Below are 18,830 nucleotides of genomic sequence, written 5' to 3'. Positions count from 1 at the left end.
GGCATTATACAGAATCGGCGGCGCTGCAAATTGTTCGGTCGGCACTATCCGCCCGGATTTGTGCAACCACAAAGGTACCCACAAGCAGCGGCAGTCATTCCCATTGCTGATGCACACCAATTTGCGAACAGCCCTCTAGGCTCCTCCCCTTCTAGCCACTGCCCTCAATCAGCACCCGTAAAAGCTTAACAACCCTTCCACCACCCGTTGTTGGTCTTCGACACCCAGCTCGTAATACAATGGCAGCCGTACTAGGCAGTCGGTATAACGGTCCGCCCACGGCAATGCCCGTCCGTCGTGTTTGTTGGCAAAATACGGGCTTTTGTGTAGGGCGAGATAATGAAAAGCCAACGAAATGTGGAGGCTCCGCATGTGCTCAATAAGGGCACTGCGCTCTGCCAGGCTGCGGCACACCACATAAAAAATGTGTCCGTTATTGGTGGCATATTCCGGCACAACTGGCAGTCCTACCCCCAGCGCGCTCAGCCCCTCCAACCCATCGAAGTAGCGCTGCCAGATAGCAATACGCCGGTGCTGAATGGCATCCAGTTGCTCAAGCTGTGCCCATAAATAAGCCGCAATCATGTCCGAAGGCAGGAAGCTGGAGCCCACATCCACCCACGTGTACTTGTCGACTTCGCCTCGGAAAAACGACGAGCGGTTGGTGCCATTTTCTCGCATAATCTCGGCGCGCGCCGCCTTTTGTAGGTCATTTACGGCCAGCAATCCGCCCTCTCCCGCCGTCACGTTCTTGGTTTCGTGAAATGAAAAAGCCCCTACTGCCCCAATGGTGCCCAATGGCTGGCCCTTATAAAAGCTCTCAATTCCCTGAGCCGCATCTTCCACCACCGTTAGCTGGTACCGATGCGCCACCTTCAGCACCGGGTCCATGTCGCAGGCAATGCCGGCGTAATGCACCGGCACAATAGCACGGGTACGCGGCGTCACCAAGCGCTCTAGTCCGGTCACATCAAGGTTGGGGTTCTGAGCTGTGCTGTCCGCAAATACGATTTTAGCTCCCCGTAGCACAAAGGCATTGGCCGTACCCACATACGTGAAAGCAGGCATAATCACCTCGTCGTCCGGTTGCAAGTCCAGCAACAACGCCGACAATTCCAGTGCATCGGTGCAGGAGGTGGTCAGTAGCACCTTCTGGGCTGCCAGCCGCTGTTCCAGAAACGCTTTGCATAGCTTCGTGAAGCGCCCATCGCCCGAAATTTTGCCCGAACGAATGGCCTGCTCAATGTATTGGACCTCTTGTCCGGTGAGATAGGGCTTGTTGAAAGGAATGGTTTGCTTCATGAACTGAGTTTGCGTATTGCAAAGCTACGGGCAGGCGCTTATCCCGGTGGGGCTTTTCAAGCAGCAATACGAGCCCATAAGAGCCAGACTATTTAAGTAGCCTTGTCACCATATCCATTACAGCTAATGAGATGACCATATAACCATAATATAGTTCTCTCCTTTTGTTTTCATCTATTTCCAGATGATACTCGAAATGATTTTGACAGCGGCCGAAGCTGGTCTATGCAGCATGCAGCATGCAGCGCAGAGATATTGATTATAAAGCCGTTATAGCATTTCATCGATGATTAGACCATCACCAGAAAAAGGCACAGCCGCCCATTTACCTGTTATTCACAGTCCCCTCAGCAGCTATTTTTCGCAGCTCTGCCAAAAAGGTAGTAGCTGCCCCAAGGTCAGCATATTGAAAGGCCCATGAATGAGCGTCGCGACCTATTGTTTCCCAGTTGTTTCGGGCAAGCCAAGCTTGTTCCAATGCATCGCTAAAAAGTGGTACAGTAGCGGCCAATGCAATAAAACCAGTCTGGTTAGAAGTTATCCATTCTGGAATGGTGCCCACTGCCGTGGCGACTACAGGGCGCCCACATAACATGGCTTCTATTACCACCAACGGAGCAGCTTCACGGCGCGAGGGCATTAACAGTAAATGATTACGCAACCAGATTCCCTTTACATCTGCGACATTCCCATGCAGAGTGACGCGCTTTTGCAACCGATAAAGCGTAATTAATTCCTCGAGGTAATCTCGGTCATGCCCATCACCAAAGATATTTAAGTGCCACGAGCGTTGCAGCCACTGTGGCTGGCTCAGCACCTCCAACGCAATGTCCTGCCCTTTACGGTCAATATCAATACCTGCTACAATGGCCAACTGTGGCACCTCATCACTAGGCCATGGCAACAATTTGGCTTCAGGTAGATTGACCGGATTTTTTACCAGCTCTGCATTGGACAAATTAATTGCCAGTTGCCGTTGCGACACCCTTGCTTGTTCACTCGACACAAAAAAGACCCGAGCGGATTGACCAAATATTTCCCGGCCCAGTCGCCTCATTTCAGTTGAGGGCAAGTGGTTGGCATCGTAGTTATGACACACCAAGCAAAAAGGAACACCACTCTGCAGTAAGGCCTCCCGCAACCAGGCCGTTTGTATGATATCGAAATTACCCCCTTGGCTTACACATATAATATCCGGTTGGAATGCCTCTAATGCTGCGCTAAACGGCTTAGCAAGGCGTAAGGCTATCTGAAGCCGGCGCTTAAGGCGGACCGCTAACGCCGGCGAATAAAATGGACGTACTTGCAGCTCAGCTCCTGCTTGTTCTAAAACCCGCAGCTGCGCCGGAAAATGGTCGGACTGATATACAGATGCAAAAACGGCATGCCCTTGGGCAAGCGCTGATAAGGCCGTTTGCTGCCAAAGTACTTCGCTGCCGCCCCAAGGGGCAGATAGCATAGTAGAAACAAAGGCAATTCTCATTAGGCTGAAATCACTGTCTTCTTCTCATTTCCACTTATTGCTCCGCGTAGCCACTGCTTGAATAGCCACAGAGTATCGCGGTTAAGGGGGGCCAACTTAAAGCAACGAAGCAAGTAAGAAAAGCTTAGGGAACGTGGGAACTCAGCCCGCAGCAGCCGCCCAATAAACTCCTGCAAAGCTACGATTTCTAGTTGATGGCTACGCACCGCCGAAACCTTTGCTGGTCCAAAAGGTAGCTGCCCTTCGCGTTTATCCTCGTATTTTAAAGCGTTGTGCAGCCATGAAGTATTGACCGAACCCCGTGAATGGTGCTCAATGAGTAACTCAAATGTCACACACACGCGTAGGCCATGCCGGTATATCTCCGTGCAATAATCTACGTCATAAAAATGAAAGTCGGTAAATGTCCGGCTATCGAATGGGTACTGCTGCCAAGTTTCTCGACGCGAACACATCCAAAGGCCATCCACCACAGCCACATCAGCCAGGCTCACCTCTTCAGGATTGCGTAAGTCCATCTCCTTATGCCCATCCGGAAAAACATTGAGAACATTTTCGCGGCATAATTCTAAGCCGCAGCCCCACCAGGCGGCAGGTGCAGCCACTTGGTAGCACCCACCCGTTACGCCAAGTACCCCCACCGTAGGGTCATTCAGAATAGTAGCGACGACTTTACCCCAATTGAGGGTATGAAAACGAATATCCTCGTGCATGAAGCACAGTAATTCATATTGCGCTTGAGCAGCACCTATATTATACGCTTCGCAAATGCCATACTTGCCCTCGCTATTGTCGATACCGATAACTTCGTAAGGAATGCCAATTGTTAGTGCTACATTCTCGCTAACAGCCGCTAATGCCACAGCATCACGAGAACAGATTATAATTGAAAGCATAACGCAAAGTCAAGTAATAATTTGTGCAAATTTAACAGCACAAAAATAGGAAGGCTTCAGTAGCGAATTAGCCATTTGCTACACATTGCTATAACAAATAGTTCGGGTATTAGCTTCAAATAAGTTATAGCAGGCTTCAGATTAGTATATGCATATTAAAGATGTATAGCGGAAACATACAACATACCACGGCAGATGAAGAGGCAACATGGTCCCAAATTATTGGGTAGCAGCAGCCGAAATTCTAATAGTAGCAAGTAGGATTGGTATGTCAATATAGCAAGTATTTTAATCGGCACCTATTCATAATGAAAAAAACGCTTATCAAAACAGCCCGTCTTGTATGCCACCGCTATTAAGTTTCAACAGTTGTAAAAGAACTTCTCTAAGCATAACCAGTCAGGCCTAATATGAATGCGTATGTTGCTTATGCAGTTAATTTGAATAATTCGATTAACTATTTTTATATTTATTATGCATACAAATCAGCATACTTAAGTAGAAACTTTTTATTGTTTCAAGAGTCGATAAAGCAATTTATCGCCCAGCAGAATTCGAAATCCACTGGCTTTATGAAAGAAACGCTTAGAAATAGCATTTAATAACTTGGATATTAATTTTTTTTCAACAAGCGATATATTCGAATAAATTAACTTATGCCGGCCATAACTCATCCTCTGATGTGCCCAGGTATCGTACCATTTATTCAATAACTCATCGAGTGCTAGACTACGAAATTTAGCATCTGGCTCACCATACTCATGCATTTTAGCAAAAAACCTGCTATTTTCTTCTAAGCTTGTGCCATCAAAATGATTCTTTGTTCTAGCATTATTATTGTGCGAGCGAAAATAATTTAGTGGTGTTGAAATATAAGCAATTTTGCCTTTTGACATGATTTTAGCCCAGAACAGCAAATCTCCGAATAGCTTATAATTTTCATCAGCAGCACCAGCTGCTATGGCTATATCCTTGCGAAATACCACTGCACTGGCGTTTGGAATAACACTGCGGTATAGCATATATTTCTGAATTATCTCATATCCATCAGCAATAAAATCACTTGACCATCTATCATCTAGACCCACAAGCACGTTCTCTATAGTACCATTATTTACAGAATTTTCATCAATATCGAATGAATTGCTATAAGCCAGGACTAATTCATCATTTTTTTCAAGTACAGCAACTAACACACTCAAGAAACTACGTTCCGCAACATCATCGCTCTCTGCTATCCACACATATTTCCCATTAGCTTTTTGAAGTCCTTTATTCCATTGTTTAAAAGTGCTTCCACTATTATAATCATTGAAAATTGTCTTGATTCGCTTGTCTGCTCTTTTATATAAATCAATTATACTTCTACTTTCATCTGGTGAACAGTCATCCAAAATCAAAACTTCTAAATTAGAATAATCCTGATTTAGTACACTTTCTATTCTAGCAGGCAAGTAGCGAGCATGATTATAGTTAGGAATTATTACAGTTACTAATGGTAAAGCAAACATAATATGTGATAATAATTTTTACTGAGGGAAAATCTAATTTTGATTCAATACTATTTTTCAAAATCGCAAGTATAAATCAAGTCAATATTCCAAACTGTATACCGGCCGCACAATATAAGAAATCACAAAAATGAGTAGTAGGTTTATACAATTACTTTTGACTATACCATAAACAATAAATACAATTTATCCACCTCCCATCACTTCTGTTGATAACAAATTAATTGTATATGAGCAACTAGCGTTCGCTACGCTAATCCTTAATTTTTAATAAACTATTAACTAATCTATCACCGATTAGCATTTTCACTCCGCTGAATTTATTTCTTATTAAAAAATAAGCAAAATCTTTTGCTAAACGGTATTTAAAATTAGGAATCAATGCAGACATCAATTGCAAAAATTGTTTATGTTTTGCAATTGGCATTCTATAATATACTAACCCGTGAAGCCATTTTTGAATCAACCAATTGATGGTTTTTTTGTTCCAAAAAGGGTTAGGTGTTACCAAATTATTTACTAAATTAACAACCTTTGCTAACTCGACTAATTGTGTACCATCCCTTTCCGTTTTACTACGAGTAGAATTCGTATGAAATCGAAAATAATTTAACGGTTCAGCTAAAAAAGCAATGTCATTATTCATTAAATATCGAATCCAGAATATCCAATCGCCTACTAGTTTAGTACTCTCATCAGCAGGTGGCAGTTGCAATATAGCACTTTTTCTCATTACAACGCTACTTGCATTAGGAATAATATTATTGTACACCATGAACCGACTGACTAACTCTTTGCCAGGCAATACAAAGTCAGTAAGCCATAGATAACTATCAAGATTATCGAACGACTGGGCCCATGTTCCATGCCTTACTCCATTTTCATCTATACACCATGACTGACAATATACTAGGCCAATAGAACTAATATTTTCTAATTTAGAAACAGCCTTTTGCAAAAAAAACAAGTCTGATTCATCATCACTCTCAGCAATCCATATATAGTCACCATTTGCCAAAGCGAAACCTTTATTCCATTGCTTAAATGTACTCCCACTATTTTCATCGTTATAAAATACACTAATTCGGCTGTCTGAGCTTGCGTATTTTTCTATGATATCACGGCTGTTATCAAGAGAATAATCATCAAGTATTATTACTTCAATATTAGAATAAGACTGAAATAATACTGAATCTAGCCTCGCTGATAAATAGCGAGCGTGGTTATAATTTGGAATAATGACACTAACTAACGGAGATATGGGCATTGTCATATTGATAAAAACCAAGCTGTCTGAAGCAAGATTAAAATCTAAATCATTATTGAACGCATTACAGACACCTCAATTTCAATACTCAAATAAGATAAGTAATCTGACGATTCTAAATAACTCTCCAAGTAGTGTTTTAGTATATGTGTTTGCATGTAGCGTTATACGAATCATTCAAGGATGACAAATTACGAAACTATTGCATTTAATAAAGTGGAGGATTTGCTGAATTTAAATCAAAATATCAAAAATCTACACACAATCATTGAAGATGAATAAAACTATTCTTTTGAAATTGTATTATTTTTAATGTATTTCAGAAACGAGCGAAACGGATTTCGTCGATCGAAAACGTAATAAGCATTTTGTTCTACTAAGTATTTATATTCTCTCAATAAAATTCGCCAATGTTTACTATAAAAGTATTGGAGCATGTTCTCATACTTATCTGCCATGACAGCTTGCATAACCAAAGAATCTGTTCTAATACGATAATCAAACAAAACTTCATCAATAAAATAGAATTGCCATTTTAATTCATTTATTCTAAGCCAGAAATCCCAGTCTTCATGACCAATTAGAATTCTAGCCTCATCCATACCACCTACTTCTTCACACACCTGCCGCCTTACCATACTACACATATCGATATAGTTGTTTTCCAACATTCTTATAAGGTCAAAGGGCTTACTTTTAAAACGTGGCGCGTTGCTATCGCCAAAAAAACTAGCATTGCCGTAAACAACACCTATACTCGGATATTTTTCAAATAAATCTACTGCCCTAGCTATATAAGAGGCCCTAATTTTGTTATCACTATCTAGAAACAGAATATATTCACCGGCTGCTTCCTTTATACCGCGGTTGCGAGCACCAGCAGGTCCAGTATTCTTTTGATATACTATAGTGTATTTGTTAGATGGTAATTGCCGTAAAAATTCTTTAGTTTTAATGTCCGTCGAACCATCATCCACAATAATTACCTCGTAGTGTATCCCACCTTCAGATTTGGCCACACTCGATAAAGCATCACCCAAGTACTCACCGGAGTTGTAACAGGGAATTACAACGGATACTTTTACTGATTTAACTGACATGTAAAGCAATACTTCTAAAAAGGCGTATAAAAAGCAAGCATCAGTACCTATTTGAGCAGTGGTACATACAATGCGCGCAACATGACAACGTCACGCAAAATCTAATTCATGACGGCAAATTAAGGCTCATTTTATAGGTCGTTGTCAGTATGTCATGAATCTGAAACCTAACTGCGTACTAGATATTAGACAATAATCAGCGAACTGTTTAGGCGTATAGTACACAATATCGTATACAAAGGTCTATTCATTTAATCAGAACATGCTTAACTTATCGAATTAAAAAAATTCTAACGATATATAATCCTTCGAAATATATTAGCCAGCTTTCGAGCAGCCTTCACTTTATATGGAGTGGCTGCATTTATCGCTTTTTCATCTGCACTTTGTCTTATTAGTTTAATTTGTTTATATTTTTCAAAGTATACGCACGGAATCATCTTCAATGCTGGGGCACCATTTTTAATCAAGTTGTGCTGATACTCAGCAAAAAGAGACTGTAAATCTGGCCTAGTATCGAATGTATACCTAGTGTGATAAAAACCTATTTCACTTGGTTGAGTAAACTTGTAGCCACTAAAGTGAAAGAATTTTAATTCTACTTTCTCATTCACTAACCAATTACCATCTTCAGTCTTACTCAGTGTACGCTCATGCAAATTCCAATTCGCCATGTTATATCCTGGGTGTTTTAGTATACTATACTTATCGTAGAGCGTAGGTATATAGTTCGTCCACAACTGGTCATAGAACATATTATTGGTTAAGTCGCAGTAACCATATTTATAAACACGGTCGCGCCACCAATATAAGAATTCGTTAATCTGTTCAGTATCCTTAAGGCCAATAAAACCCAAGTTGAAAACGCCGCCTCGTAAGGTATGGAAATCTGTTGGGGCTTTGTCATCATCGATTGGCTTACAGATATGGGGCGTTAAAACAAAATCGTTGACATCTAATGAGTCAAAGACTTCATCAAACGCTCCGGTAATCATGATATCTGGGTCAAGATAAATAATTTTACTACTTGGGTGCTTTTCGAATAAATAGAGGAATGCATCGGGTTTGACAGCCGTATTAAGCTCAGTGATATTATATTTCTCAACTAATTCGTTAAGACTACTAATATTCAGTTGCTCTATTTCTATAACATTTGCCGCTGAAACTATCGAATAATCGACTGCTTTGTTGATTTTATCAACTAATATAATATAACCAATAGTATCAGGATGGTAATGAAACCACGTTTGCATCAGAGTGGCTGCGTGAGCCAAGTAATTATTAGAGCAGATGGTAAATACTATTTTTTTCATTTCAGAATTGTCTTTAATTTTGCTAGAATAACGTATGTTATTACTTGTGTTAGGATTCAACGTTTAACTTTAGCATTGGATTGTTACCAATTATAATGCCTAATAAAAAGGATTTGTTCACCCATGAACATATCATATCTAATTATTATTGACGCTTTAAACAAAGTCTATTTGGATAAAAATCTAAGCAATTTAGATTGCATCCATTGGTTATACCTATACTTACTCAGCTGGAATGCTGGCAAAATATATAAATAAAAATTTTTATCATTGTAATAGAACCTCATTAAATTAGCTATCCAGCCTTCTCTCAAATAGTTTGAGGCTGATAGTTTATTCTCTTTATCAGCCATAATAAAATAAGGAAAATATTCTCTTAATAGATGACGATTAATAATTTCTTTTATCTGCTTAGGCAGACCTTGATTAACAAAGTAATCTAGCACTTTATTAAAATTATTAGCAAATACCTCCACTAATTTATAACCGCCTTGATTATTACCCTTACAAATTAAAATAGGCCCCTCGATAATTGCATTTGGTGCTTCCTGAAATATTGCTGGAATTATCCAACTCAATAAGGCAAGAAAAGTACCTTGAAATCTTTGCGTATCTACCTTTTTATATAGCAAATCTTTATTGATTATATTAGCTGACAGGAATGTAATCCAATAGTTAATTTGTTCGAAATATTTGAGAGGCTCTGTATAAACCATTATATTATATTTTCGCTTTGGCATTAAAGTATCCAAGTCTATATTGGGGTCACTTGCATCATACCAAATATTACCTAAGTAGAGCGAACTAACTTCTTTATTCGATGATAAGAAACCAATAATAATTTCAACTCCATCATTAATCAACAAATCATCATCAGAAAGCATCCAAACATATTTTGTTTTCGCGTAATTATATATGAATGTAAAATTGCCGTCCATACCCAGATTAGTTTCTTGAACTATATAATTAATTACATACCCATCTCGCCGGTATTTTTCTATCACACTGGCATTATCCCTCGTGGAAGCGTTATCTGACACTAAAAATTCTATATATTCCTCAAATCTTTTGACTTGAGGCAAGATCGAAGCTAAAGACCGGTCAAGGTCATCAGGTCTATTATACGTAGGAATGGCAATAGTCAGTAATTTGTATGACATTGGGGGCATTATATAAACCAATTTGCATTAAGAAAGCCACTCAATCATCCCTAGTAGACCGCTTGCTTTATTTACAATGGGTTGCCATTCGAAATCTGCCTTTGCTTTGGCGATGTTAGCAATAAATACCTTTTGGTCACTTTGCCGCACAGGCAGCCTAGTGTACTGCATTTTGATTCCCACAATTTCTTCTAGCATGCCGAAAAGCTCTAACAGAGACATGCTATTTTTAGCACCCCCACCAATATTATATACCTGCCCAGCCGTGGCTCCGATGGCTTTTATGGCGTCGAAGTAGCATGATACCAAGTCAGAAGCAAAGAGTACATCGCGAACTTGTTTACCAGTGCCAGAAATAGTAAATGGCATAGTAAGCTTCCCAGATTTTATGTCTAAAGCCTGCTTTACAAACCAACCTATCCAGCCTTGGTCAAAAGTAGAGAACTGTCGCCCCCCAAAAATAGATGAATGCCGAAATACAATGGTTTTTAAACCAAACATACGGGCATAATCAAGCATGTATTGGTCGGTAGCGCCTTTAGAACATCCGTAAGGAGACTGAAAGTTAAGTCTCAAATTCTCATCAAATCCTTTCTCGAACCCTTTAGCAATGAAACGTGTATCTGCTTCAATATACTCTATATCCTCTAAGTCGCCATATACTTTGTTAGTAGATGAGTATGTTACAATAGTATCTGAAGAGAATTTTCTCACTGCTTCCAAGACATTGTGCCCGCCCAACACATTTATCTCAAAATCCCGGCGGGGGTCATCAAGCGAAGTAGTCATAGCTACCTGACCAGCTAAGTGAAAAAGCACGTCAGGCTTTACTTCCCTTACAGCTTTCTCCACATCATTATACGAGCGGATATCACTATTATAAAATTTGAACTGCCCTTGCTCCTGCAGCCATTTTAAGTTCAGGTATGCACCCTCTCGTGAAAGGTTGTCAAATACAAAAAGCTCATCTCCTTGCCGTAGGACTTCGGCAGCTAGATTTGAGCCTAAAAACCCACAACCTCCAGTTACTAAATAGCGCATCGTTACTTCTTAAAAAACTGATTTAATATTTCCACCATGTAGTCATAATGCCCTTCATTCAATCCAGGCCACACGCCCAACCAGAAGGAGCGATTCATGATAGTGTCGGTGTTGCTCAAATCACCCACTATCCGATGTTCGATATGCTGATAAGCGGGCTGGCGCAAAAGGTTGCCAGCAAATAGCAGACGAGTACCTATTTTATGGTCTTCGAGGTGCTGAATGAGTGCTTGTCGTTCAATGGGACTATCATCTCGAATGGTGAGCAGGAAACCGAACCAGCTGGGGTCGGCATTAGGAGTAGCTTCGGGCAGAATGAAATGGTCTTCAAATTGTTTCATCTTTTGATACAGCATCGCGTGGTTTTCACGACGGCGCTGTACAAAGAAATCAGCTTTGTTAAGCTGGCTCAATCCTATTGCCGCCTGCATATCGGTTACTTTCAAGTTGAAGCCTATATGCGAATAGGTGTACTTGTGGTCGTAACCATAAGGCAGTTCACCTAGTTGCCAACAGAAACGCTTGTTGCAGGTATTGTCCTTGCCAGGTTCGCAATAGCAGTCGCGTCCCCAGTCGCGAAAGCTTTCGGCTATCATCTTTAGTCGAATATTGTTGATGAGTACCGCGCCACCCTCGCCCATCGTGATATGGTGCGCTGGGTAAAACGACAAAGTAGCCAAGTCTCCGAAAGTTCCGGTTTTCTGGCCATTGTATGTAGCGCCCAACGAGTCGCAATCGTCCTCAATCACCCATAAGTTGTATTTCTTGGCTACCCGCATCACCTCATCCAGATTGAACGGATTGCCCAAGGTATGCGCAATCATAATGGCTTTCGTTTTGGGCGTTACGGCCTGCTCTATTAGTTCAGGCTTGATGTTGTAAGTGGGAATATCAACGTCTACGAATACTGGTATGCACCCAAACTGCACCATTGGGTTGACTGTGGTCGGAAAGCCAGCAGCTACCGTAATTACTTCGTCGCCGGGCTTGATGGCGCGGTCACCTAACTTGGGCGAGGTCAGAGTGTAAAAAGCAACCAAATTGGCCGATGACCCAGAATTCACCAAGATAGATGACTTACAGCCAAACCATTTTGCCAGCTTCTGCTCAAATTTGGGTCCATAACGACCGGTTGTCAGCCAGCCATCCAGTGTGGCATCTACCCCATGTAAAAGGTCGTCCGCATCCAATACCTTACCAGTAACCGGAATATAGTCTTGTCCTGGAACAAATGCCTTGGTGGTATTTTCGGTTGCTTTCTGAGTCAGCAGTTCCTGCAGCTCACTACTAAAATTCTTAAACATATTTCTTGAAGGCCAGGACCTAGCGTTGCTGATAGTAATAAGAAATGGTTTCTTGAAAGGCTTGTGATGAGGGCGTCAGTTGCAATTTTAATTGGGTCGCTTTTGTCGATGCGTTATAGAAGACTTGCGTTTCATTTGCTCGTTGGGCAACTTCGCCCCACTTCCAAATTTCCGACCTAAAATCAGGAATAAACTTACTTAAGCTAGTAGCCAAATCCTTTAAGGAGGTTGGATGTCCACTGCCTACATTCAGAACAGCCCCATCTAACTCATGTAAGCCATTGTTAATAAGATAATTAATGAAACAAGCTAAATCTCTCACGTAAAAGTAATCACGTTCCTGCTTTCCGCTGGATAATTGGATAGGTCGCGCCATTTTTTGAGCATTCAGCAAGTAAGGTAACAGTTTACTATCGCTCTCATAGGGCCCAAACATGGCGAAAGGTCGCAAAATTAGGAAAGGCAATGAATTAGCTGTCGATTGCAGAAAGTTGCTACACAAGTATTTTGACATTCCGTAGTGCGTAAGTGGCACACAGGCGCTATCCTCATGTAGGCGCTCCTCGGTCAAATCATACTCGAATGCCGTACCTACCTGTAGCCAGAAAGGCTCTTGACCAGCGGCATGCAAAAACTTTATTAGACGAACAGGTAGGCGGTAGTTCACGTCATACATGGCCTCCAAGTCCGTTTGCTCTTTCACTACCCCATACCCCGCCGCATTCACGATTATATCGGGCGCAACATCTAGTATATGCTGCCAACTAGCCGGATAGTGAAAGTCGAATGGAATTGTCTGCGTATCTACCGTCGTAGGCTGTCGGGCTGTCACCCGCAGTTCCAAGCCCATATCGGCAGCCAGCACTTCCCTTATATGTTGGCCTACAAAGCCAGTAGCACCGATAAGCAATATTTTACGCATGGAGATATGCCATAATATCCTCATGCACCAATTGGCGAGCCACGGTCCGGTCTTGACTAAAAGCTTTGTACCAAACCAATGTTCGTGCAATAGCTTCGGCCGCCTTATACTTAGGATGCCAGCGCAGTTCATTAGTGGCTTTACTAATGTCGAGCTTAAGCAGGCCGGCTTCGTGCGGTTGCGCTGTTAGTGGGGGGTACTCGTAGTTGCCACTACCCCAAGTAGTGATAGCAATATCAACAAGTTCACCTACAGTTTTATTGTCTTCGGCATTGGGGCCGAAGTTCCAACTCCCACTGTAACGGAGAGGTTCAGCGGCTAGTTTGGCTCCTAGGAGAAGATAGCCACCCAAAGGTTCCAATACGTGTTGCCATGGCCGCACTGCCTGCGGGTTGCGTACCGTCACGGGGTGGTCTACCCGTAGTGCTCGCACAATGTCGGGGATAATCCGGTCTTTCGCCCAGTCGCCTCCCCCAATTACATTACCAGCTCGGGCACTTGCAATGCCTTTACGGTGCTGTGTAAAAGATGCCAGATTGAAAAATGACTGTTGGTAAGAATTGATGACTAGCTCCGCACACGCCTTGCTGGCACTATAGGGGTCATAGCCGCCAAGCCGGTCAGTTTCTCGATAGGGATACACCCACTCTTTATTCTCATACACCTTATCGGTAGTTATCAGCACCACTGTACAAGGTTTCTGTAGCTTGCGGATGGCATCCAGCACATACGCTGTACCAATAGCATTTACCAGAAAGGTTTCTGACGGCACCTCGTACGATAACCTTACTAATGGCTGAGCAGCCAGATGAAAGATAAAATCAGGCTGAAAGCTAAGAATTTCCTTCTCTAATCGAGCCGAATCCTGCAAATCTGCGATAATAGAATGGCAAAGTGTATTCCCTTCTATTAAGTTATATAAGTCATCTTCACTAACTGGAGCTAGGGCATAACCTTTCACCTCGGCTCCAAGTAGGTATAGCCATTGCAACAGCCAAGCCCCCTTAAACCCGGTGTGCCCGGTCAGGAAAACTTTCTTACCCTTGTAGACAGCCTCTAATTCCATAAGTTACCAGTTTTTCCACTTGGCTTCTCCTTTTTGCCAATCACCTTCCAACTCTATCTTATCGCGGAGGGTATCCATTGGCTTCCAGAAACCATTGTGCTTATAAGCATCCATTTGATTGGCCGCCGCGATGCGCTCTAGCGGCTCCCTCTCCCAAATGGTAGCATCATTATCAATGTAGTCTATTACTGCTGGTTCGCACACAAAAAAGCCACCATTAATCCAAGCACCATCACCTTTCGGCTTTTCTGCGAATGAAACTACTTGGTTTTGCTCATTCAAATCGAGTGCTCCAAAACGCCCGCTTGGTTGCACAGCAGTTACAGTGCAAAGTTTGCCATGATTCTGGTGGTAAGCCAGCGCTTCACTGATGTTTACATCCGCTACTCCATCGCCATAGGTTAAGAAAAAGGTTTCATTGCCGATATGCTGTTTCACCCTCTTAATACGCCCGCCAGTCATGGTATTCAAACCGGTATCTACCAGCGTAATATTCCACGGCTCGGCAAAACTGTCATGCACCTGCAACCTGTTATCCTTCAAGTTGATAGTAACATCGGACTTATGTAGAAAGTAGTTAGCGAAATACTCCTTAATAACATACCCTTTATAGCCCAAGCAAATTACGAAATCATTAAATCCGTAAGAAGAGTAAATTTTCATAATATGCCATAAGATGGGCATATCACCAATTTCTACCATCGGCTTAGGCTTAAGTACTGTTTCTTCCGAGAGACGAGTGCCTAATCCTCCGGCAAGTAGGACAACTTTCATTACAAATTACAATTAGTAAACTTCAACATTCTGGAAACTAGTACTTCCCCATGCAGAAGGCCATAAGGCAATCATCTGCTGTTTCGCCAAATCTTTATAAGCTATTTCAAAGAACATAACTTTGGCAACATTATCATACTCAGTAGTACCAATAGTTTCATCACCAGTGCCTACTGAAAAGTCAAAGTAATACTGTCCTTTTGCCAACTGATGGTTTTTTACTTTAATATTGACTTCTTTTATTTCACCTTTCTGAATAGAAAGATTCTCTTTTGAGAAGAAGACACCTGCCAGACTTTCATCCATCTTATTAACGGAGAAGGATATTCGGAAATTTTCACGGTCACTATTGCCCTTTAATTTCACCCGAAGCTCTATGTCTTCCTGAATAGCATACATATTGCTTTCTACAGGATTTACTATCTCGAAGGAAACAAATTCTATATAACGTGGCAAATCGTAAGTTCGATGTGCGTCCGTAATTACAGTTAAAGTATCGGTATTAACATCCAACGAGTTGGCAATATAAAAATCAACGGTTTCATCAGCCGTACCGGCAAACGAAATCTGACCGTTTTTCAGCAATAACCCAGTGGTGCAAATATTTTTTACTGCTGGCATGCTGTGGCTCACAAACAGGATGGTTCGTCCATCATTGCGGCTCACATCCTGCATCCGACCTAAACACTTTTTCTGAAATTCAGCGTCACCAACGGCCAGCACTTCGTCTACAATAAGAATTTCAGGTTCTAAGAAAGCAGATACAGCAAAGGCTAGTCGCACATACATACCGCTACTATATCGTTTAACCGGTGTATCTATGTAACGCTCAACGCCTGAGAAGTCTACAATTTCGTCAAATTTGCTACGAATTTCCGTTTTGGTCATGCCAAGTATAGCGCCATTCAGGAAAATATTTTCTCTACCCGTCAATTCTGGATGGAAACCGGTGCCCACTTCCAACAGAGAAGCAATCCGTCCATTAACATTGATGTTGCCTGTAGTAGGCGTGGTTACTTTTGATAGAATTTTAAGTAGTGTCGATTTACCAGCTCCGTTACGGCCAATAATACCTAGCACCTCCCCTTTCTTTACTTCAAAATTTATATCCTTCAACGACCACACGAATTCACTATTACCTTTCGACGTGCGGTCGTTGGCTTCCCCTATCCTAGCAAATGGGTCTTCTTTGCCACGCACGCGGGCAAACCATCTATTAAGGTCCTGACTAATGGTACCAGTACCAACCTCACCTAAACGGTAAAGTTTACTTACGTTCTCAACTTTTATTGCTATATCGCTCATGACTAAATGACGTCTCTATATTCTAGTTGATGAATAGTTCCCCAAAGCTGTATACTCTAATAATTCACCAAGTGAGCTATACAGTATCAGTAAAGCTTTTTTCTACCCGGTTGAAAATAATAGTACCGGCTATCAGAGTAATCACAGTAAACAACGTACTGTAGCCTAGATATAGCCAACTGAAAATACCTGAACCCAAGAAGCCAACCCGAAAGGTTTCGACAATGGCACTCATGGGGTTAGCCATAATCAGCCACAAATATTTGGCAGGCACTTTCGATAAGGGGTAAATTACAGGAGTAGCATATAGCCCTAACTGTATCCCAAAAGTCAGGAGCATGGCCAAGTCGCGGTATTTGGTGGTAAGCGCACTGAAAATCATGCCTAACCCCAACGATAGCAGGCCCATCAACACAACTAGCAGGGGCGTTAGCAGAATCGCCCAGTTGGGATGCAGAGCAGAAGTAGTAAATAGAAAGTAAGCCCACATTACCAGAAAAAGGGCGAACTGAATACCGAATCGCACAAGATTCGAGATGATTATTGACAAGGGCATAGTTAGGCGTGGGAAGTACACCTTGCTAAAGATGGCCGCGTTGGAAGTAAATACAGTGGATACTGCGCTAAGACATTGCGAAAAATAGCCCCATACTGTATTACCCGCCAAGTAAAAAATGAACGACGGAATACCTGCCGGACCTAACTTCGCAACCCGCCCAAAGATGATGTAAAAGGTAATAGTAGTAAGCAAAGGCTGAATGATAAACCAGATAGGCCCAAGAATAGTCTGCTTATAATTGGAAACAAAATCGCGCTTTACAAACAGCATCACCAAGTCACGATAGCGCCATACATCGCCTAGGCGAAGGTCGAGCAACCGAGTATGTGGTTGTATTATCTCGCTCCACTTTTCTTCGCCTCTATCGATAGCGGGAGTGGTTGGATTGGGCTTACTTAGGAATTCAGTAGTTTGCACAAACTAATTTATATGGTAGGGCAGCTCTCGTAAGCTACGGTTAAATCACTGTTTCGCGTGACAAAGATAGTGAACAGGTCTTTAGCAGAGGGGTTAGTCTGGGGTGGTGCAGTGAAAACGGACAGTGAGCTAAGGTAGGGTGAATTTGAGGTCCTGTTCAAATTGATGCGGTGAGCGGTAGCCGAGGGCAGAGTGGCGCCGGTCCAGATTGAAGTAGGTGTCGAGGTAGTATGCCACTTCCAGGCGGGCTTCTTCAAGCGAGGCAAAGACGCTTCCAGGGGGCAGCAGTTCGGTTTTGAGCGTGCTCCAGCCGGCTTCGGCTTGGGCGTTGTCGTAGAGATTACCGGGCCGGCTAAAGCTGGGCACGGCCTTGGCCCGGTCGATGCGGGCGCGACAGGCCGCGCTGGTGTACTGGCTGCCGCGGTCGGCATGAATAATGAGCCCCGGCGGGGGCTGGCGCAGCGTTAGGGCTTATTCTAGGGCCAGCAGCACGAGTTCGGTGGGTATCTGCGCGGCCAGGTGCCAGCCCACTACGCGCCGGGAGCAGGCATCGCGCCACGTGGCCAAGTAGCACCAGCGCCCGCCCAGTAGCGGCAGATACGTAATGTCCCCGACCCAGACCTGGTTCGGGGCGGTGGGGGGCGGTTGGCCCAGCAGCCGGTTTTCGGCCACCAGGGCCGCCGGGTCGGCCACCGTCGTGCGCGGGCGTTGCGGCCGGGTGCTCAGGGCACGTAAGTCCGCTCGGTGCAGCCACGAGCGCAGGGCGTAGCGCCCCACAGCGTGCCCTTCGGCGTGTAATTCGGCCCGCAGCCGCCGGGTGCCGTAGCGTCGGGCGTGGCGCGTAAAGGCCGCTTGCGCCGCCACTTGCCACGGGGCTGGCGCGGCGGCCGGCCGTTGCCGCCACTGGTAATAGCCGGCCGGGCTCACGGCCAGCACCTGCACGGGCCACGGCTCGGCGCAGGTCGCGATAAAGGCGTAGCGGCTCATGACTGAGGCGGTTGGGAGAAGATGGTCACGACTTTTTTAAAATGTCGCGTTCCATTTCCAAGCGCTTGAGCGCGGCCCGCAGCTGCTTAATTTCGTCGCGCTCCGCGCTGCTGGGTACGGCCGCTTCCAGGGCCTGACGTTGCCAGCGCCCCAGCAGGGCCGGTGAAATGTCCTGGGCACGGGCCACGTCGCTTTGCCGGGTCCCGGCCGCTACTTGGCGGACGCGCTCGGCCTTAAAAGTCGGCGTATATTTCTTACGGGTGGCGGGCAAGCCGCCAAGATTCGGTTTTTCGGTCATGAGCAACGGAAGTTAAGACTTCTCGCTGTGCGTTTTAGCTAAACCACCTCTGTAGGCTTCCCCTCGAAGTAGGCCAGTGAAAAGTAGAGGAAAGGGGTATATTTTCTCACTCTTTCCCTACTGCC

General features: G+C 43.6%; 18 protein-coding genes. All 18 read right to left on the bottom strand.

Annotated features, from left to right (window positions below):
• Window positions 1-168: 168 nt before the first annotated feature.
• Window positions 169-1,302, bottom strand: a complete 1,134-nt coding sequence (rffA, locus tag JKL48_RS19515; RefSeq protein WP_201986394.1) for a dTDP-4-amino-4,6-dideoxygalactose transaminase — start codon at window positions 1,300-1,302, stop codon at window positions 169-171.
• Between the two features lie 325 nt (window positions 1,303-1,627).
• Window positions 1,628-2,785 carry a glycosyltransferase family 4 protein gene (locus JKL48_RS19510; protein ID WP_201986380.1) on the bottom strand — a complete coding sequence of 386 codons (1,158 nt, stop codon included), beginning with the start codon at window positions 2,783-2,785 and terminating at the stop codon, window positions 1,628-1,630.
• Window positions 2,785-3,681, bottom strand: a complete 897-nt coding sequence (locus JKL48_RS19505) for a glycosyltransferase (protein ID WP_201986376.1) — start codon at window positions 3,679-3,681, stop codon at window positions 2,785-2,787. Before JKL48_RS19505 ends, JKL48_RS19510 begins: the two co-directional genes overlap by 1 nt.
• Window positions 3,682-4,190: 509 nt before the next feature.
• Window positions 4,191-5,192, bottom strand: a complete 1,002-nt coding sequence (locus JKL48_RS19500) for a glycosyltransferase family 2 protein (RefSeq protein WP_201986374.1) — start codon at window positions 5,190-5,192, stop codon at window positions 4,191-4,193.
• Between the two features lie 253 nt (window positions 5,193-5,445).
• Window positions 5,446-6,459, bottom strand: a complete 1,014-nt coding sequence (locus JKL48_RS19495) for a glycosyltransferase family 2 protein (RefSeq protein ID WP_201986371.1) — start codon at window positions 6,457-6,459, stop codon at window positions 5,446-5,448.
• A gap of 284 nt (window positions 6,460-6,743) precedes the next feature.
• A complete protein-coding gene (locus JKL48_RS19490) occupies window positions 6,744-7,559 on the bottom strand; it encodes a glycosyltransferase family 2 protein (RefSeq protein ID WP_201986368.1) in 816 nt (271 codons plus the stop codon).
• Between the two features lie 290 nt (window positions 7,560-7,849).
• Window positions 7,850-8,872 (bottom strand): glycosyltransferase family protein, encoded by a 1,023-nt coding sequence (locus tag JKL48_RS19485; RefSeq protein WP_201986365.1) that lies wholly within the window; start codon window positions 8,870-8,872, stop codon window positions 7,850-7,852.
• 167 nt (window positions 8,873-9,039) lie between these two features.
• Entirely contained in the window at window positions 9,040-10,032 is a 993-nt protein-coding gene (locus tag JKL48_RS19480; protein ID WP_201986362.1) for a glycosyltransferase family A protein, read from the bottom strand.
• 27 nt (window positions 10,033-10,059) lie between these two features.
• A complete protein-coding gene (locus tag JKL48_RS19475) occupies window positions 10,060-11,073 on the bottom strand; it encodes an SDR family NAD(P)-dependent oxidoreductase (RefSeq protein ID WP_201986358.1) in 1,014 nt (337 codons plus the stop codon).
• A gap of 2 nt (window positions 11,074-11,075) precedes the next feature.
• Window positions 11,076-12,377 carry a lipopolysaccharide biosynthesis protein RfbH gene (gene rfbH / locus JKL48_RS19470; protein ID WP_201986349.1) on the bottom strand — a complete coding sequence of 434 codons (1,302 nt, stop codon included), beginning with the start codon at window positions 12,375-12,377 and terminating at the stop codon, window positions 11,076-11,078.
• A 19-nt stretch (window positions 12,378-12,396) separates the two neighbouring features.
• On the bottom strand, window positions 12,397-13,299 hold the full coding sequence (locus JKL48_RS19465; RefSeq protein ID WP_201986347.1) for an NAD-dependent epimerase/dehydratase family protein: 903 nt from the start codon (window positions 13,297-13,299) through the stop codon (window positions 12,397-12,399).
• A complete protein-coding gene (gene rfbG, locus JKL48_RS19460) occupies window positions 13,292-14,365 on the bottom strand; it encodes a CDP-glucose 4,6-dehydratase (protein ID WP_201986345.1) in 1,074 nt (357 codons plus the stop codon). The genes JKL48_RS19465 and rfbG overlap by 8 nt, the downstream gene beginning before the upstream one ends.
• A gap of 3 nt (window positions 14,366-14,368) precedes the next feature.
• Entirely contained in the window at window positions 14,369-15,139 is a 771-nt protein-coding gene (gene rfbF / locus JKL48_RS19455) for a glucose-1-phosphate cytidylyltransferase (protein ID WP_201986335.1), read from the bottom strand.
• Window positions 15,140-15,151: 12 nt separating this feature from the next.
• Window positions 15,152-16,444, bottom strand: coding sequence for an ABC transporter ATP-binding protein (locus JKL48_RS19450; RefSeq protein WP_201986333.1), 1,293 nt, complete (start codon window positions 16,442-16,444; stop codon window positions 15,152-15,154).
• Between the two features lie 76 nt (window positions 16,445-16,520).
• The gene (locus tag JKL48_RS19445; RefSeq protein ID WP_317191974.1) at window positions 16,521-17,420 is read right to left on the bottom strand and encodes an ABC transporter permease; all 900 of its coding nucleotides are present in this window, start codon (window positions 17,418-17,420) and stop codon (window positions 16,521-16,523) included.
• 129 nt (window positions 17,421-17,549) lie between these two features.
• Window positions 17,550-17,786: an integrase core domain-containing protein gene (locus JKL48_RS19440; RefSeq protein WP_201986321.1), complete on the bottom strand. Its 237-nt coding sequence runs from the start codon at window positions 17,784-17,786 to the stop codon at window positions 17,550-17,552.
• 105 nt (window positions 17,787-17,891) lie between these two features.
• On the bottom strand, window positions 17,892-18,407 hold the full coding sequence (locus JKL48_RS19435; RefSeq protein WP_201986318.1) for a DDE-type integrase/transposase/recombinase: 516 nt from the start codon (window positions 18,405-18,407) through the stop codon (window positions 17,892-17,894).
• 25 nt (window positions 18,408-18,432) lie between these two features.
• Window positions 18,433-18,705, bottom strand: a complete 273-nt coding sequence (locus tag JKL48_RS19430) for a transposase (RefSeq protein ID WP_201986315.1) — start codon at window positions 18,703-18,705, stop codon at window positions 18,433-18,435.
• Window positions 18,706-18,830 lie beyond the last annotated feature (125 nt).

This window comes from Hymenobacter rubidus (assembly GCF_016734815.1).
Classification (GTDB): Bacteria; Bacteroidota; Bacteroidia; order Cytophagales; family Hymenobacteraceae; genus Hymenobacter; species Hymenobacter rubidus.
The sequence above is the reverse complement of the archived record's forward strand: the minus strand, read 5'-3'. Positions and strand labels throughout refer to the sequence as shown.

Bases quoted from the DNA above. Each gene is read 5' to 3' on its own strand.
- rffA (WP_201986394.1), bottom strand. From the start codon at position 1,302: ATGAAGCAAACCATTCCTTTCAACAAGCCCTATCTCACCGGACAAGAG.
- JKL48_RS19510 (WP_201986380.1), bottom strand. From the start codon at position 2,785: ATGAGAATTGCCTTTGTTTCTACTATGCTATCTGCCCCTTGGGGCGGC.
- JKL48_RS19505 (WP_201986376.1), bottom strand. From the start codon at position 3,681: ATGCTTTCAATTATAATCTGTTCTCGTGATGCTGTGGCATTAGCGGCT.
- JKL48_RS19500 (WP_201986374.1), bottom strand. From the start codon at position 5,192: ATGTTTGCTTTACCATTAGTAACTGTAATAATTCCTAACTATAATCAT.
- JKL48_RS19495 (WP_201986371.1), bottom strand. From the start codon at position 6,459: ATGCCCATATCTCCGTTAGTTAGTGTCATTATTCCAAATTATAACCAC.
- JKL48_RS19490 (WP_201986368.1), bottom strand. From the start codon at position 7,559: ATGTCAGTTAAATCAGTAAAAGTATCCGTTGTAATTCCCTGTTACAAC.
- JKL48_RS19485 (WP_201986365.1), bottom strand. From the start codon at position 8,872: ATGAAAAAAATAGTATTTACCATCTGCTCTAATAATTACTTGGCTCAC.
- JKL48_RS19480 (WP_201986362.1), bottom strand. From the start codon at position 10,032: ATGTCATACAAATTACTGACTATTGCCATTCCTACGTATAATAGACCT.
- JKL48_RS19475 (WP_201986358.1), bottom strand. From the start codon at position 11,073: ATGCGCTATTTAGTAACTGGAGGTTGTGGGTTTTTAGGCTCAAATCTA.
- rfbH (WP_201986349.1), bottom strand. From the start codon at position 12,377: ATGTTTAAGAATTTTAGTAGTGAGCTGCAGGAACTGCTGACTCAGAAA.
- JKL48_RS19465 (WP_201986347.1), bottom strand. From the start codon at position 13,299: ATGCGTAAAATATTGCTTATCGGTGCTACTGGCTTTGTAGGCCAACAT.
- rfbG (WP_201986345.1), bottom strand. From the start codon at position 14,365: ATGGAATTAGAGGCTGTCTACAAGGGTAAGAAAGTTTTCCTGACCGGG.
- rfbF (WP_201986335.1), bottom strand. From the start codon at position 15,139: ATGAAAGTTGTCCTACTTGCCGGAGGATTAGGCACTCGTCTCTCGGAA.
- JKL48_RS19450 (WP_201986333.1), bottom strand. From the start codon at position 16,444: ATGAGCGATATAGCAATAAAAGTTGAGAACGTAAGTAAACTTTACCGT.
- JKL48_RS19435 (WP_201986318.1), bottom strand. From the start codon at position 18,407: ATGAGCCGCTACGCCTTTATCGCGACCTGCGCCGAGCCGTGGCCCGTG.
- JKL48_RS19430 (WP_201986315.1), bottom strand. From the start codon at position 18,705: ATGACCGAAAAACCGAATCTTGGCGGCTTGCCCGCCACCCGTAAGAAA.